Origin of the sequence: Paraglaciecola sp. (assembly GCF_039964565.1) — a bacterium.
GTDB lineage: Bacteria > Pseudomonadota > Gammaproteobacteria > Enterobacterales > Alteromonadaceae > Paraglaciecola.
In genome coordinates, this window is sequence record NZ_JBDVXF010000013.1 from 17141 (window position 1) to 32533 (window position 15393).

Genomic DNA, 15393 nt, shown 5'->3' on the forward strand with positions numbered 1-15393 from the left:
ATGTCAGATAAAAAATGGTACGTGGTTCAAGCTTTCTCAGGTTATGAAGGCCGTGTGCAAAAAACCTTGTTGGAACATATTAAAATGCACGAAATGGAAGATTATTTCGGAGAAATTTTAGTACCCACCGAAGAAGTCGTTGAAATGCGCGCTGGGCAACAAAGAAAAAGTGAACGTAAGTTTTTCCCTGGTTACGTACTGGTGCAAATGGATATGAATGAAGATTCATGGCATTTAGTGAAAAGTGTACCAAGAGTCCTAGGTTTTATTGGTGGCACTTCTGATCGCCCTGCGCCAATTACGACTAAAGAAGCCAACGCTATATTAAATCGTCTTGAAGAAGGCGTTGATAAGCCTAAGCCTAAAACCTTGTTTGAGCCAGGCGAAGTGGTTCGTGTTACCGATGGTCCATTTGCCGACTTTAACGGCGTGGTTGAAGAAGTTGATTACGAAAAAAGCCGCTTAAAAGTATCGGTACTTATCTTCGGACGTTCAACACCTGTAGAGCTAGAATTTGGGCAGGTAGAAAAAGGCTAGTTTTAATAGCAAATTTGAATTATAAAAGGGTGCGTAATGCGCCCTTTTTTGTTGGTTGATGCATAAATATATAATTTGTCAATAATAAGACTTGTGCCGAGGTGTTGGTTCATCTATACTTCGCGGCCCATTTTATTAGAACGGGAAGCCGATAGAGTAAGCATACTCAGTGTTTACAAGGCGTTATACCCAAATTAGAGAGTATTTATTATGGCGAAGAAAGTCACTGGCTTAATTAAGCTTCAGGTTGCGGCAGGTGCTGCTAACCCTAGTCCACCAGTTGGTCCTGCACTAGGTCAACATGGTGTAAACATTATGGAATTCTGTAAAGCGTTTAACGCAAAAACAGAATCTCTTGAAAAAGGCGCTCCAGTACCAGTAGAAATTACTGTTTATGAAGATCGTTCTTTTACCTTCTTAACCAAAACTCCTCCTGCTTCTTTCTTACTTAAGAAAGCGGCTGGTATTAAGAGTGGTTCTGGCCGTCCTAACACTGAAAAAGTGGGTACAGTGACGCGCGAGCAATTAGAAGAAATTGCTAAAACTAAAGAACCTGATTTGACTGCAGCAAGTTTAGATGCAGCAGTAAACACCATTGCTGGCTCTGCGCGCAGCATGGGCTTAGTGGTAGAGGGATAAGACATGGCTAAATTATCAAAACGCGCACGCTTAGTTAAAGACAAAGTTGACGCTACTAAAGAATACGAGTTTAACGAAGCGGTTGCTTTGTTAAAAGAATTAGCCACTGCAAAATTTGCTGAAAGTGTTGACGTTGCTGTTAACCTTGGTATCGATGCTCGTAAATCTGATCAAAATGTTCGTGGTGCAACTGTATTGCCAAACGGTACAGGTAAAGAAGTGCGTGTAGCAGTATTTACGCAAGGCGCAAACGCTGAAGCTGCTAAAGAAGCTGGTGCAGACATCGTTGGTATGGATGACTTAGCTGACTTAGTGAAAAAAGGCGAAATGAATTTTGACGTTGTTGTTGCTTCTCCAGATGCGATGCGTGTTGTAGGTCAATTAGGTCAAATCTTAGGTCCACGTGGACTTATGCCTAACCCTAAAACAGGTACAGTAACACCTGACGTAGCGACAGCTGTTAAAAATGCTAAAGCGGGTCAAGTTCGTTATCGTAACGACAAAAATGGTATTATCCATGCAAGCATCGGTAAAATCGCTTTTGAAGCAAACCAAATTCAAGAAAACTTAGCAGCATTGCTAGAAGCGCTTAACAAAGCTAAGCCTTCTTCAGCTAAAGGCACTTTCATTAAGAAAATTAGCCTTAGCACAACAATGGGTGCAGGTGTTTCTGTTGACCAAGCTAGCTTAGGCTAAACCGGTCGCTTTGATGAATAATCAAAGCAGATAAGTCTTTAAGGCTTATTTCTCTGTAAAGGTTATGGGTTAGAGTCTGGGTTAAGTTTTTTTTTAATTAACTCAACGACAGACTCTCGTCCAAGACCGCAGGCGTAAGTTGGGAAATGAAGTAAGAGAGCATTTTCCGTGATAGTGGTTTTAGGATTATCTATCGTAAACAACGTACTTAAAACAACAGCCTGCGCAGACGGTGGTATCGACTCAGACTCTCTGGGATTAACGAACACCGTAGAGCGGTGGATTTGCTTAGGGTAATACGTAAGTAATGATATCAATCTGTGAATCCTGAAGCGGATATTCCAAATAGGAATGATGTTTCAGACTTTAAGAGGTGAACTCAGTGGCATTAGGCTTAGCAGCAAAAAAAGAGATCGTAGCAGAGATTAACGATGTTGCGTCTCGAGCTCTATCTGTTGCCGTCGCTGAATACCGTGGCATGGAAGTGGCAGAATTAACTGACCTTCGCATAAAGGCCCGTGAACAAGGTGTTTACTTACGAGTAGTTCGTAACACCCTTGCAAAACGAGCGTTATCTGAAAGTAAGTTTTCTGACCTAGACAGTGCTTTAACTGGTCCGTTGATCTATGGATTTTCTATAGAGGCACCTGGCGGTGCTGCGCGTCTTTTCAAAGACTTCGCAAAAACTAACGACAAGTTAAATGTAACTGCACTTTCTATTGGTAGTGGTTTATTGGGTCCAGAAAAATTGGATGCAGTGGCGTCACTTCCTACCCGCGACGAAGCACTAGCAAAATTACTTGCTACCTTCAAAGCACCTGCCGAGAAGTTCGTTCGTACTATCAACGAAGTTCCAGGCAAATTTGTGCGTGTATTGGCGGCGATCAAAGACGAAAAATAATTTTCGACTTTGGCATTTTAAATTTTTAACATTAAACCCAGGAGTTTAGAGAAATGGCTCTAACTAAAGATGATATTTTAAACGCTATTGCTGAAATGCCAGTAATGGAATTGGTTGAACTAATTGAAGCGGCTGAAGAAAAATTCAACGTTTCTGCTGCTGCAGCTGTTGCTGTTGCTGGTCCTGCTGTAGCTGCTGAAGCTGCTGCAGAGCAGACTGAATTTGATGTTGTTATGACATCTTTCGGTGCAAATAAAGTAGCGGTAATCAAAGCAGTACGTACTGCAACAGGTCTTGGACTTAAAGAAGCTAAAACGCTAGTTGAAGCTGCTCCAACTCCTGTTAAAGAAGGCGTTGCTAAAGAAGAAGCTGAAGAACTTAAGAAGACGCTTGAAGAAGCTGGCGCTGAAGTTGAGCTTAAATAATCTGCCTAAACACAGATTGTTAGCCTGAAATGGCATAGGCTGGTGACTTTTTAGTCACCAGCCTTTTTGCGCTGTAGGATTTACTATTTTCATCCTTTGATATAAATTCTAAATAAGAAGCGCAAATTGTAATCAAAACCACATAAAACCAATAAGTTAAGTAAGCCTCTTAATGACTTTGGTAAACGTTTAGATTACAACTTAAAGGGTAGCGGAAGTTTGTTTAACTTTGTGTCTTTTACGACACCTAGCTAAGCAAGTTGGGTCAAAAATCGGCAGGCTGAGGAACCCATGGTTTACTCTTATAGCGAAAAGAAACGTATCCGTAAGGATTTTGGCAAACGCCCACAGGTATTGGAAATACCGTATCTACTTTCAATCCAATTAGATTCTTTTAAGAAATTTATTGACCTAGATGTAGATGGTCAACATGGACTGGAAGCAGCATTTCGATCAGTTTTCCCAATAAAAAGTTACTCTGGTAACGCTGAGTTGCAATATGTGAGTTACCGTCTAGGTGCGCCAGTATTTGATGTCAAAGAATGTCAAATTCGTGGTGTAACATATTCTGCTCCACTACGCGTGAAATTGCGTTTAGTGTTGTTCGATAGAGAAGCAGCACCTGGCACAGTTAAAGACATCAAAGAGCAAGAAGTCTACATGGGTGAAATACCACTCATGACAGATAACGGTACCTTCGTTATCAACGGGACTGAGCGAGTCATTGTGTCACAATTGCACCGTTCACCAGGCGTGTTCTTCGATCACGACAAAGGGAAAACTCACTCATCAGGTAAAGTATTATATAACGCGCGCGTTATTCCTTACCGTGGTTCGTGGTTAGACTTTGAATTTGACCCTAAAGATAATTTGTTTGTACGTATAGATAGACGTCGTAAATTACCAGCGACTATTATTTTGCGTGCATTAGAAATGCAAACTGAAGAAATACTTGGGTTGTTTTTTGAAACTAACCAAGTACGAATTGACGGTGATAAATTTCTGTCAGATATCGTGCCAGACCGCCTTCGTGGTGAAACTGCGCAATTCGATATCCTTGATAATAACGGAAAAGTTGTTGTTGAAGCAGGTCGTCGTATATCAGCACGTCATACTCGAGCATTAGAAAAAGCAAAAATAACAGAGCTTGAAGTACCAGCTGAATATTTAATAGGCCGAGTGTTCGCCCGTGAATATATCAATGAAGAAACAGGTGAAGTCATCGTTGCAGCCAATGATGAGTTAACTTTGGAAAACCTTCTTGAGTTGACAGAGGCAGGGATCACTGCATTTGATACACTTTATATCAATGAGCTTGACCACGGTGCTTATATCTCAGATACCCTTCGTATTGATAGTTCAACTAATAAGCTTGAAGCCTTAGTTGAGATTTACCGTATGATGCGTCCTGGTGAGCCACCTACTAAAGATGCTGCAGAAACTTTATTTACCAACTTATTCTTCTCAGATGATAGATACGATTTATCATCTGTTGGGCGTATGAAGTTCAATCGCCGCTTAGGTCGTGAAGTGTCAACAGGTGCAGGCACCTTAGACAAAGATGATATAGTAGCGGTAATGAAGCAACTTATTACTATCCGTGATGGTAAAGACGAAGTAGATGATATCGACCACTTAGGTAACAGACGTATCCGTTCTGTTGGCGAAATGGCAGAAAATCAATTCAGAGTTGGTTTAGTACGTGTTGAGCGTGCAGTAAAAGAACGCCTAAGTTTAGGTGACCTTGATGCTGTTATGCCTCAAGATCTTATTAATGCCAAGCCTATATCTGCTGCTGTAAAAGAGTTCTTTGGTTCAAGCCAATTATCTCAGTTTATGGATCAGAACAACCCGCTTTCAGAAGTGACACATAAACGTCGTATCTCTGCATTAGGTCCAGGTGGTTTGACTCGTGAACGTGCAGGATTTGAGGTTCGAGACGTACACCCGACCCATTATGGTCGTGTTTGTCCTATCGAAACTCCTGAAGGTCCGAACATCGGTTTGATCAACTCACTTGCAAGTTTTGCGCGTACTAACGACTTTGGTTTCCTAGAAACTCCGTATCGTAAAATAGTAGACGGTATTGTATCAGACGAAATTGACTATTTATCTGCTATAGAAGAAGGTCAATATGCGATTGCGCAAGCAAACGTAGCGCTTGATGAAAACGGTAAGTTGACTGAAGACTTAATCCCATGTCGTTTCCGTGGTGAAACTACTTTAATGTCAGTTTCTGACATTACATATATGGATGTGTCGCCTCAACAAATCGTTTCAGTTGCAGCGAGTATTATACCTTTCCTAGAGCACGATGATGCTAACCGCGCACTAATGGGTGCCAACATGCAACGTCAAGCAGTACCGACTCTAATTGCTGAAAAGCCTTTAGTGGGTACGGGTATGGAGAAAACTGTAGCAGTTGACTCTGGTGTAACCATAATTGCGAAGCGTGGCGGTTCAATAGATTACGTAGATGCGAGTCGCATAGTTGTCAAGGTAAATGAAGACGAAATGACTGCTGGTGAAGCGGGTATTGATATCTACAACTTGACTAAATATACGCGTTCTAACCAAAATACTTGTATCAATCAAAAGCCTACTTGTAATGTAGGTGAGCCGGTAGTGGCTGGAGACGTATTGGCTGATGGCCCGTCGACTGATATGGGTGATTTGGCTCTAGGTCAAAATATGCGTATCGCATTTATGCCTTGGAATGGTTATAACTTCGAAGATTCTATCTTGATTTCAGAGCGTGTCGCTATGGAAGACAGATTTACTTCGATTCACATCCAAGAATTAAGCTGTATTGCTCGTGATACTAAGCTTGGTCCAGAAGAAATCAGTGCTGATATCCCCAATGTTGGTGAATCTGCGCTAGGTAAATTGGATGAATCTGGTGTGGTATATATTGGTGCTGAAGTAAAAGGCGGCGATATACTAGTAGGTAAAGTGACACCTAAAGGTGAAACACAACTTACCCCAGAAGAGAAACTTTTAAGAGCCATTTTTGGTGAGAAAGCGTCTGACGTTAAAGATACTTCGTTACGTGTACCTAACAGTGTCCGCGGTACGGTTATCGACGTTCAAGTCTTCACCCGTGATGGTGTTGAAAAAGACAAACGTGCTCGCGAAATTGAAGATATGCAATTACGCGAAGTGAAAAAAGACTTATCTGACGAATTTAACATTTTAGCCGACGGCATTTTTGCTCGAGCTGGAAGTCTGTTACTTAAGTCAGGCATAGATCAGGCGAAACTTGATAGTATGCCTCGTGATAAGTGGTTTGACTTAATCCTAGATGATGAAGACGCTCAAGCTGAGCTAGATCAAATCGCCGAACAACATGGTGAAATCAAAGCTGACTTCGATACCAAGTTTGAAATTAAACGTCGTAAAATCACTCAAGGTGATGACCTAGCACCAGGTGTGCTTAAAATTGTTAAGGTTTACTTAGCCGTTAAACGTCACATCCAACCGGGTGATAAAATGGCGGGTCGTCACGGTAACAAAGGTGTTATCTCGACTATCAAACCTGTTGAAGACATGCCTTACGATGAAAACGGTACGCCTGTTGATATCGTATTGAACCCATTGGGTGTACCTTCGCGTATGAACATCGGTCAGGTACTTGAAACTCACTTAGGTATGGCTGCTAGCGGTATCGGTGTGAAAATTGATCGCATGCTCAAAGAGCACGAAGAGATGGCCAAGTTGCGCAGCTTCCTACAAGAAGTCTATAGCGCGGGTAAATCTCATCAAGCGGTTGATTTAACTACCTTCAGCGATGACGAAGTAACACGTTTAGCCGGCAACCTTCGAAAGGGTGTGCCTATGGCCACACCAGTATTCGACGGTGCAACTGAAGCTGAAATCAAGCACATGTTGACCTTGGCAGATATCCCAGAAAGCGGACAAATTACTTTGTTCGACGGACGTACTGGTCGCGCATTTGAGCGTCCTGTAACAGTTGGATATATGTACATGTTGAAACTGAACCACTTGGTAGACGACAAAATGCACGCTCGTTCTACTGGTTCATACAGCTTGGTTACACAGCAACCGTTGGGCGGTAAAGCACAGTTCGGTGGTCAGCGTTTCGGAGAGATGGAAGTATGGGCACTTGAAGCATATGGTGCTGCTTATACCTTGCAAGAAATGTTAACCGTTAAGTCTGATGACGTGAATGGCCGTACCAAAATGTATAAAAACATTGTGGATGGTGATCATCGTATGGAACCTGGTATGCCGGAATCATTCAACGTATTGTTGAAAGAAATTCGTTCATTAGGTATCAACATCGAACTAGAAGAGCAGTAAGCTGCTCTTAGAGCTTATGACAGGATGGTGTCGCACTTGTCAGTGCAAGTGTTACACCTTTGCAATTGACTCCGCTGGGAGAGAAATGTGAAAGATTTATTAAAGTTTCTTAAGCAACAACATAAGACCGAAGAATTCGATAACATCCGAATTGGTCTAGCCTCGCCGGATATGATCCGTTCGTGGTCATTTGGTGAAGTTAAGAAACCAGAAACAATTAACTACCGTACTTTTAAACCAGAGCGTGACGGTTTGTTCTGTGCGCGTATATTTGGTCCAGTTAAAGACTACGAATGTTTGTGTGGTAAATACAAGCGCCTTAAACACCGCGGTGTTATTTGTGAAAAATGTGGGGTAGAAGTTACCTTAACTAAAGTACGTCGTGAGCGTATGGGTCACATTGAATTGGCCAGTCCAGTTGCACATATTTGGTTCTTAAAATCATTACCGTCTCGTATTGGTTTAATGTTAGACATGACCTTACGTGACATCGAACGAGTATTGTATTTTGAATCATACGTGGTGTCAGAGCCAGGTATGACAACACTTGAGCGCAGCCAACTTCTTACCGAAGAAGAATATTTGGATGCCCTTGAAGAGCATGGCGACGAGTTTGAAGCTAAAATGGGTGCTGAAGCAGTATTTGAATTGCTTAAAGCCCTAGACGTCGATGCTGATGTTGTAGCAATGCGTGAAGAGTTACCTACCATTAACTCTGAAACTAAGCGTAAGAAGATCACTAAGCGTTTGAAACTGTTAGAGTCTTTCCAATTATCTGGTAACAAACCAGAGTGGATGATTTTAACCGTTCTTCCTGTTTTACCACCAGATTTACGTCCATTGGTACCACTAGATGGTGGTCGTTTTGCGACTTCTGATCTGAATGATTTATATCGCCGTGTTATCAACCGTAATAACCGTCTTAAGCGTTTACTTGATCTAGCCGCACCAGACATTATCGTACGTAATGAAAAACGTATGTTACAAGAAGCGGTGGATGCCCTTCTTGATAATGGCCGTCGTGGTAGAGCAATTACGGGTTCTAACAAACGTCCTCTTAAATCTTTGGCTGACATGATCAAAGGTAAACAAGGTCGTTTCCGTCAGAATTTGCTTGGTAAGCGTGTTGATTATTCTGGTCGTTCAGTAATTACCGTTGGTCCTACTCTACGTTTGCACCAATGTGGTCTTCCTAAGAAAATGGCACTTGAGTTATTCAAGCCGTTTATCTATGGAAAACTTGAAGGTCGTGGTTTAGCCACTACTATCAAAGCCGCTAAAAAATTAGTAGAGCGTGAAGATCCGGAAGTATGGGATGTACTAGACGAAGTCATTCGTGAACACCCAGTATTACTTAACCGGGCACCCACACTTCACAGACTAGGTATCCAAGCATTTGAGCCTATCTTAATCGAAGGTAAAGCGATTCAGTTACACCCTCTAGTGTGTGCTGCATACAACGCCGATTTCGATGGTGACCAAATGGCTGTTCACGTGCCGTTAACGATTGAAGCTCAGCTTGAATCACGTGCACTAATGATGTCTACCAACAACATTTTATCACCTGCCAATGGTGAGCCAATTATTGTACCTTCACAGGACGTTGTAATGGGCTTGTACTATATGACGCGAGATCGCGTAAATGGTAAAGGTGAAGGCATGGTGTTCACTAGTCCTCACGAAGCTGAAAAAGCCTATCGTACAGACTCAGCCGAATTACATGCGCGCATTAAAGTACGTATTACTGAATACGAAACTGATGCTGAAGGTAATTCAGTTGAAAAAGTCACACTAACAGACACTACTGTTGGCCGAGCGATTTTGTCTTTGGCGTTGCCAAAAGGTCTACCTTTCGAAATCATCAACATAGCGATGGGTAAAAAGCAAATCTCTAAGTTATTGAACGTTTGTTACCGTACCTTAGGTTTGAAAGATACTGTTATTGCTGCTGACCAAATCATGTATACCGGTTTCCACTATGCGATGATCGCTGGTGCGTCCGTTGGTATCGATGACATGGTTATTCCTGATGCCAAGAAAGACATTATCGAAGATGCAGAAGCTGAAGTACGCGAAATCCAAGAACAATTCCAGTCTGGTCTTGTTACTGCGGGTGAGCGTTACAACAAAGTAATTGATATCTGGTCCAACGCCAACGAAAAAGTAGCCAAAGCCATGATGGAAAACTTGTCGATTGAGACAGTTAAAAATCGTGACGGTGAAATGGAAGAACAAGTTTCTTTCAACTCAGTATTTATGATGGCCGACTCCGGTGCTCGTGGTAGCCCCGCACAGATTCGTCAGCTAGCGGGTATGCGTGGTTTGATGGCAAAACCAGATGGTTCAATCATCGAAACACCTATTACCGCTAACTTCCGTGAAGGTCTTAACGTACTTCAGTACTTTATATCTACTCACGGTGCTCGTAAAGGTTTGGCCGATACGGCATTGAAAACAGCTAACTCAGGTTACTTAACCCGTCGTTTGGTTGACGTTGCACAAGATTTGGTTATCAACAACGATGATTGTGGCACATTCGATGGTGTGAAAATGACACCGCTTATCGAAGGTGGTGACGTTGTTGAACCATTACGTGAACGTGTACTAGGTCGTACTGTTGCTGAAGATGTATTGAAGCCAGGTACAAACGAAGTATTAGTAGAACGTAATGTGTTACTAGACGAAGCGCTAGTAGATATGCTTGAAGAAAACTCAGTTGACCAAATTATGGTTCGCTCAGTTATTACATGTGAAAATGACTTTGGTGTATGTGCTAGATGTTATGGCCGTGATTTGGCTCGTGGACACATGGTTGGCCATGGTGAAGCTGTAGGTGTTATTGCGGCACAGTCTATCGGTGAACCTGGTACACAGCTAACCATGCGTACCTTCCACATTGGTGGAGCGGCATCAAGAGCTTCTGCAGAAAACAGTGTACAAGTAAAAACTACTGGTACGTTAAAACTGCATAACGCTAAGTATGTGCGTAATACAGAAGACAAAGTTGTTATTGTTTCTCGTTCAACTGAAATCACTATTATTGATGATCAAGGTCGTGAGAAAGAGCGTTATAAAGCACCTTACGGTGCCATTTTATCGGTCGATGATGGCGCTAAAGTCAGCTCTGGTGAAGTTGTTGCTAACTGGGACCCGCATTCACATCCAATTGTGACTGAGCGTGCAGCCAAGATCAGCTTCACTGACGTTGACGACAGTAATACCGAGATGCAGCAAGATGACTTAACCGGTCTTACTCGTATCGTAGTTAACGACTTGTCTAAAGCGAATGCTAAAGAGCCTAAACTTATTCTTGAAAGTGAAGAATTTGGTTTACAAGAAATTCGTCTACCAAGTTTCACTACCATTGAAGCTACAGACGGAATGGCGGCTAAACCTGGTGATGTGTTAGCGCGTATACCTCAAGAAAGCTCGAAGACTCGTGATATTACCGGTGGTCTACCACGGGTTGCTGACTTGTTCGAAGCGCGTAAGCCTAAAGAGCCAGCCATTCTAGCTGAAGTATCAGGTATGATTGGTTTTGGTAAAGAAACTAAAGGTAAGAAACGTTTAACTATCACACCTAAGGGAGAAGATCATTACGAAGAGATGATTCCTAAGTGGCGTAACCTTAACGTGTTCGAAGGTGAAAACGTTGAAAAAGGTGAAGTGATTGCCGATGGTGCTGAATCTCCTCATGATATTCTTAGACTACGTGGCATTAGTGCAGTTTCTAACTATATCGTTAACGAAGTTCAGGAAGTTTACCGCCTTCAAGGGGTAAAAATTAACGATAAACACATCGAAGTGGTTATTCGTCAAATGCTGCGCAAGTGTATCATCACTTATGCAGGTGACAGTAAGTTCTTAGAAGGTGAGCAAGTAGAAGTGTCTAACGTGAAAATCGCTAACCGTGAGTTAGAAAGACAGGGTAAAATTCCTGCTCAGTTCGAACCACAGTTATTGGGTATCACTAAAGCGTCGTTGTCTACTGAGTCATTTATCTCAGCGGCATCTTTCCAAGAAACCACTCGTGTACTTACCGAAGCAGCAGTGCAAGGTAAAGAAGATGAGTTACGTGGCTTGAAAGAAAACGTAATTGTTGGACGATTGATACCAGCCGGTACCGGTTTCACGTATCACCAAAAACGTACTGCTAGAAAACTGGCAGAACTACAGGAACTGGAAGAACCTTCAGTTTCTGCGTCTGAAGCAGAATTGGCACTAACCGAAGCATTAAATGCTGAAGTGAGTGAAACTCCTGCTGACGAGTAAAAATTGGATCAAAAAGTGATCTGGATAACAAAGTAGACTAGCTAAACCCATATTTAATGCAGTTTAGCAGTAGTCTTACTTGACAGGTCACACATTGATCATTAGACTTCCGCGACCCGAAATTCGATGGCTTTATCGTCAATGAATTAGGGCTCGCGGATTTTTCGCGTTTTACGCCCTCAAAAAAGGGCAATCAGTCGTAATTTTAATCAGGAGCTAGTTAATGGCAACAGTTAACCAGTTAGTGCGCAAGCCACGCAAACAACCTGCGACGAAGAGCAACGTCGCGGCTTTGCAAGCCTGTCCACAACGTCGTGGAGTATGTACTCGTGTATATACCACCACACCAAAAAAGCCGAACTCTGCATTACGTAAAGTATGTCGTGTTCGTTTAACTAACGGTTTTGAAGTTTCTTCATACATCGGTGGTGAAGGTCACAACTTACAAGAGCACAGTGTTGTTCTTATTCGTGGTGGTCGTGTTAAAGATTTACCAGGTGTTCGTTATCACACTGTTCGCGGTACATTAGATTGTGCAGGCGTAAGTGATCGAAGAGCTGGCCGTTCTAAGTACGGCGCAAAAAGGCCTAAGTCTTAACGGTTCTCCGTTAGTAAGGCCAAACTAAAGTATTAATTGAGTTTTGGGAAACCCCTGAAAATTCCACGGAGAATTTGAAATGCCAAGAAGAAGAGTCGTAGGTCAACGTAAAATCCTACCAGATCCTAAGTTCGGATCAGAGTTACTTGCTAAATTTATGAATGTCGTCATGTTAGACGGCAAAAAATCGACTGCTGAAAAAATTGTTTACGGTGCACTAGATATTGTTGCTTCTAAAGCTGACAAAGCGCACCTAGAAGTATTTGAAGTCGCACTCGAGAACATCCGTCCCACAGTAGAGGTTAAATCTCGTCGTGTTGGTGGTTCTACATATCAAGTTCCAGTAGAAGTTCGTCCTGTTCGTCGAAATGCCCTAGGTATGCGTTGGTTAGTGGACGCTGCTCGTAAACGTGGTGAAAAATCAATGGCTCAACGCCTTGCAGCTGAAATGCTCGACGCTGCTGAAAACAAAGGTTCTGCGGTTAAGAAACGTGAAGACGTTCACCGTATGGCCGAAGCAAACAAAGCTTTCGCTCACTATCGTTGGTAATAAGAGAAAGTTATGGCTCGCAAAACGCCCCTTGAGCGTTATCGAAATATTGGTATTGTCGCCCATGTGGACGCGGGTAAAACCACGACCACAGAACGGGTTCTATTTTACACTGGCTTGTCTCACAAGATCGGTGAGGTCCATGATGGCGCAGCCGTTATGGACTGGATGGAACAAGAACAAGAGCGCGGCATTACCATTACTTCGGCAGCGACGACCTGTTTTTGGTCGGGTATGGACAAACAATTCGAACAACATCGAATTAATATCATTGACACGCCAGGACACGTTGATTTCACTATTGAAGTAGAACGTTCTTTGCGAGTGCTTGATGGTGCGGTTGTAGTGTTTTGCGGTTCGTCAGGAGTAGAGCCTCAGTCAGAAACAGTTTGGCGTCAAGCTGATAAATACCGCGTTCCGCGCATTGTATTTGTCAATAAGATGGACAGGTCTGGAGCTGATTTTGAGCGAGTAGTAAACCAAATAGAAAAACGATTAGGCGCGAATTGTGTGCCTATTCATTTAAACATTGGTGCTGAAGAAACCTTTAAAGGTGTTGTTGACCTTATCAAGATGAAAGCCATTAACTGGGATGATTCTGATCAAGGTATGACATTCACTTATGAAGCGATTCCAGCTGACTTAATGGACAGAGCGCAAGAATTGCGTACCGAGTTGATTGAGGCTGCTGCAGAAGCTACCGATGAATTAATGGATAAATATTTGGAAGGTATTGACCTTACCGAAGATGAAATCAAATTTGGCCTACGTAAACGTACCCTAGCGAATGAAATTGTCTTAGCAACTTGTGGTTCTGCATTCAAAAACAAAGGTGTACAGGCTGTTCTCGATTCAGTGATCGAGTATCTTCCTGCGCCGATGGATGTGCCAGCAATCACAGGTGTACTTGACGACAAAGATGAAACAGAAGCTCAGAGACCAGCAGATGATGCTGCTCCATTTGCTGCGTTGGCATTTAAAATTGCTACTGATCCCTTTGTTGGTACTTTAACGTTTTTCCGCTGTTATTCTGGCGTAGTTAATTCAGGTGATGCATTTTACAATCCAGTAAAAGCAAAGCGTGAACGCTTTGGACGAATTGTTCAAATGCATGCCAAGGATAGAGAAGAACTTAAAGAAGTACGTGCTGGCGATATTGCCGCTGCGATAGGATTAAAAGATGTAACCACAGGTGATACGTTATGTGATCCTAACCACATCATTACCCTAGAGCGAATGGAGTTTCCGGACCCGGTTATTTCTATAGCAGTAGAACCTCGGTCGCAACCAGATCAAGTAAAAATGGGTGTAGCCCTAGGAAAATTAGCGGCAGAAGATCCGTCTTTTAAAGTACACACAGACGAAGAATCAGGCCAAACAATTATCTCTGGTATGGGTGAATTACATCTAGATATCATTGTTGATCGTTTGAAACGAGAATTTAATGTCGAGTGTAATGTAGGTAAACCTCAGGTTGCCTATCGCGAAACGATTCGCAAGAAAGTCGATGTTGAAGGAAAGTTTGTTCGTCAGACAGGCGGCAAAGGCCAGTTTGGTCATGTTTGGTTAACTGTCGAACCTAATGAAGAAGGCGCTGGATACGAATTTATCAATAAGATTGTCGGTGGAGCAGTTCCAAAAGAATTTATCCCTGCAGTTGATAAAGGTATCGAAGAACAGATGCAAAATGGTGTGGTAGCTGGATACCCGGTGCTTGATGTAAAAGTCACCTTGTTTGACGGTTCGTATCATGATGTTGACTCTTCAGAAATGGCGTTTAAAATCGCTGGGTCGATGGGGTTCAGGAAAGGAGCTGAAGAAGCAGATCCTGTTTTACTTGAACCAACAATGAAAGTTGAAGTCACTACTCCAGAAGACTGGATGGGTGATGTTGTCGGCGACCTTAATAGGCGTCGGGGTATGATTGAAGGCATGGACGATGGTGTGGCTGGTATTAAAATAATACATGCTAAAGTACCTTTATCTGAAATGTTTGGTTACGCCACTGACTTGCGTAGTGCAACTCAAGGGCGAGCGTCATATTCAATGGAATTTTATAAATACTCAGAAGCGCCTAATAATGTCTCTAAAGCCATTACGAATGCGCGAACTTAAATTTTAATGAAGGTCTGATCCGAAACTCAAAATTGAGGTCGGATTTTTAACTTAGGAAACCAGTAAAATGGCAAAAGCAAAGTTTGAACGTACTAAACCGCATGTAAACGTCGGTACTATCGGCCACGTTGACCACGGTAAAACAACATTAACAGCAGCAATCACAACTGTATTGGCAAAAACTTACGGTGGTGCTGCATCAGCATTCGATCAAATCGATAATGCACCAGAAGAGCGTGAGCGTGGTATTACTATCTCGACTTCTCACGTTGAATATGACACACCAACTCGTCACTACGCCCACGTAGATTGTCCTGGTCACGCCGATTATGTTAAAAAC

At 42.5% G+C, this 15393-nt stretch carries 12 protein-coding genes; 11 read left to right on the top strand and 1 reads right to left on the bottom strand.

The genetic code is table 11. The features are described from left to right. From nusG to rplA, 3 genes are all read left to right on the top strand, one after another. Nucleotides 1–537, top strand: a complete 537-nt coding sequence (gene nusG, locus ABJK37_RS07415) for a transcription termination/antitermination protein NusG (RefSeq protein ID WP_215927324.1) — start codon at nt 1–3, stop codon at nt 535–537. A gap of 210 nt (nt 538–747) precedes the next feature. Further along, nucleotides 748–1176: a 50S ribosomal protein L11 gene (gene rplK / locus ABJK37_RS07420; protein ID WP_215927326.1), complete on the top strand. Its 429-nt coding sequence runs from the start codon at nt 748–750 to the stop codon at nt 1174–1176. 3 nt (nt 1177–1179) lie between these two features. Beyond that, a complete protein-coding gene (gene rplA, locus ABJK37_RS07425; protein ID WP_348351645.1) occupies nt 1180–1872 on the top strand; it encodes a 50S ribosomal protein L1 in 693 nt (230 codons plus the stop codon). Between the two features lie 62 nt (nt 1873–1934). On the opposite strand, the gene ABJK37_RS07430 is transcribed toward rplA, so the two are convergent. Further along, complete coding sequence (locus ABJK37_RS07430) at nt 1935–2189, bottom strand: hypothetical protein (RefSeq protein WP_348351647.1); 255 nt, start codon at nt 2187–2189, stop codon at nt 1935–1937. A 65-nt stretch (nt 2190–2254) separates the two neighbouring features. On the opposite strand from ABJK37_RS07430, the gene rplJ reads away from it, so the two are divergent. The 8 genes from rplJ to ABJK37_RS07470 form a co-directional block, all read left to right on the top strand. Then, the gene (rplJ, locus tag ABJK37_RS07435; RefSeq protein ID WP_348351649.1) at nt 2255–2773 is read left to right on the top strand and encodes a 50S ribosomal protein L10; all 519 of its coding nucleotides are present in this window, start codon (nt 2255–2257) and stop codon (nt 2771–2773) included. A 53-nt stretch (nt 2774–2826) separates the two neighbouring features. Continuing rightward, nucleotides 2827–3198, top strand: coding sequence for a 50S ribosomal protein L7/L12 (rplL, locus tag ABJK37_RS07440; RefSeq protein WP_348351651.1), 372 nt, complete (start codon nt 2827–2829; stop codon nt 3196–3198). 291 nt (nt 3199–3489) lie between these two features. Continuing rightward, nucleotides 3490–7518, top strand: coding sequence for a DNA-directed RNA polymerase subunit beta (rpoB, locus tag ABJK37_RS07445; RefSeq protein WP_348351653.1), 4029 nt, complete (start codon nt 3490–3492; stop codon nt 7516–7518). Nucleotides 7519–7605: 87 nt separating this feature from the next. Beyond that, on the top strand, nt 7606–11790 hold the full coding sequence (rpoC, locus tag ABJK37_RS07450) for a DNA-directed RNA polymerase subunit beta' (protein ID WP_348351655.1): 4185 nt from the start codon (nt 7606–7608) through the stop codon (nt 11788–11790). A 223-nt stretch (nt 11791–12013) separates the two neighbouring features. After that, nucleotides 12014–12388: a 30S ribosomal protein S12 gene (gene rpsL / locus ABJK37_RS07455; RefSeq protein ID WP_007623100.1), complete on the top strand. Its 375-nt coding sequence runs from the start codon at nt 12014–12016 to the stop codon at nt 12386–12388. 79 nt (nt 12389–12467) lie between these two features. Further along, nucleotides 12468–12938: a 30S ribosomal protein S7 gene (gene rpsG, locus ABJK37_RS07460; protein WP_215927338.1), complete on the top strand. Its 471-nt coding sequence runs from the start codon at nt 12468–12470 to the stop codon at nt 12936–12938. 12 nt (nt 12939–12950) lie between these two features. Next, nucleotides 12951–15053: an elongation factor G gene (gene fusA / locus ABJK37_RS07465; RefSeq protein ID WP_348351658.1), complete on the top strand. Its 2103-nt coding sequence runs from the start codon at nt 12951–12953 to the stop codon at nt 15051–15053. Nucleotides 15054–15120: 67 nt separating this feature from the next. Continuing rightward, nucleotides 15121–15393: GTP-binding protein (locus ABJK37_RS07470; RefSeq protein ID WP_348351659.1), on the top strand; the 273-nt coding region annotated here is incomplete at its 3' end.

Coding starts and splice junctions, on each gene's coding strand:
- nusG (WP_215927324.1), top strand. CDS start 1: ATGTCAGATAAAAAATGGTACGTGGTTCAAGCTTTCTCAGGTTATGAA.
- rplK (WP_215927326.1), top strand. CDS start 748: ATGGCGAAGAAAGTCACTGGCTTAATTAAGCTTCAGGTTGCGGCAGGT.
- rplA (WP_348351645.1), top strand. CDS start 1,180: ATGGCTAAATTATCAAAACGCGCACGCTTAGTTAAAGACAAAGTTGAC.
- rplL (WP_348351651.1), top strand. CDS start 2,827: ATGGCTCTAACTAAAGATGATATTTTAAACGCTATTGCTGAAATGCCA.
- rpoB (WP_348351653.1), top strand. CDS start 3,490: ATGGTTTACTCTTATAGCGAAAAGAAACGTATCCGTAAGGATTTTGGC.
- rpsL (WP_007623100.1), top strand. CDS start 12,014: ATGGCAACAGTTAACCAGTTAGTGCGCAAGCCACGCAAACAACCTGCG.
- rpsG (WP_215927338.1), top strand. CDS start 12,468: ATGCCAAGAAGAAGAGTCGTAGGTCAACGTAAAATCCTACCAGATCCT.
- fusA (WP_348351658.1), top strand. CDS start 12,951: ATGGCTCGCAAAACGCCCCTTGAGCGTTATCGAAATATTGGTATTGTC.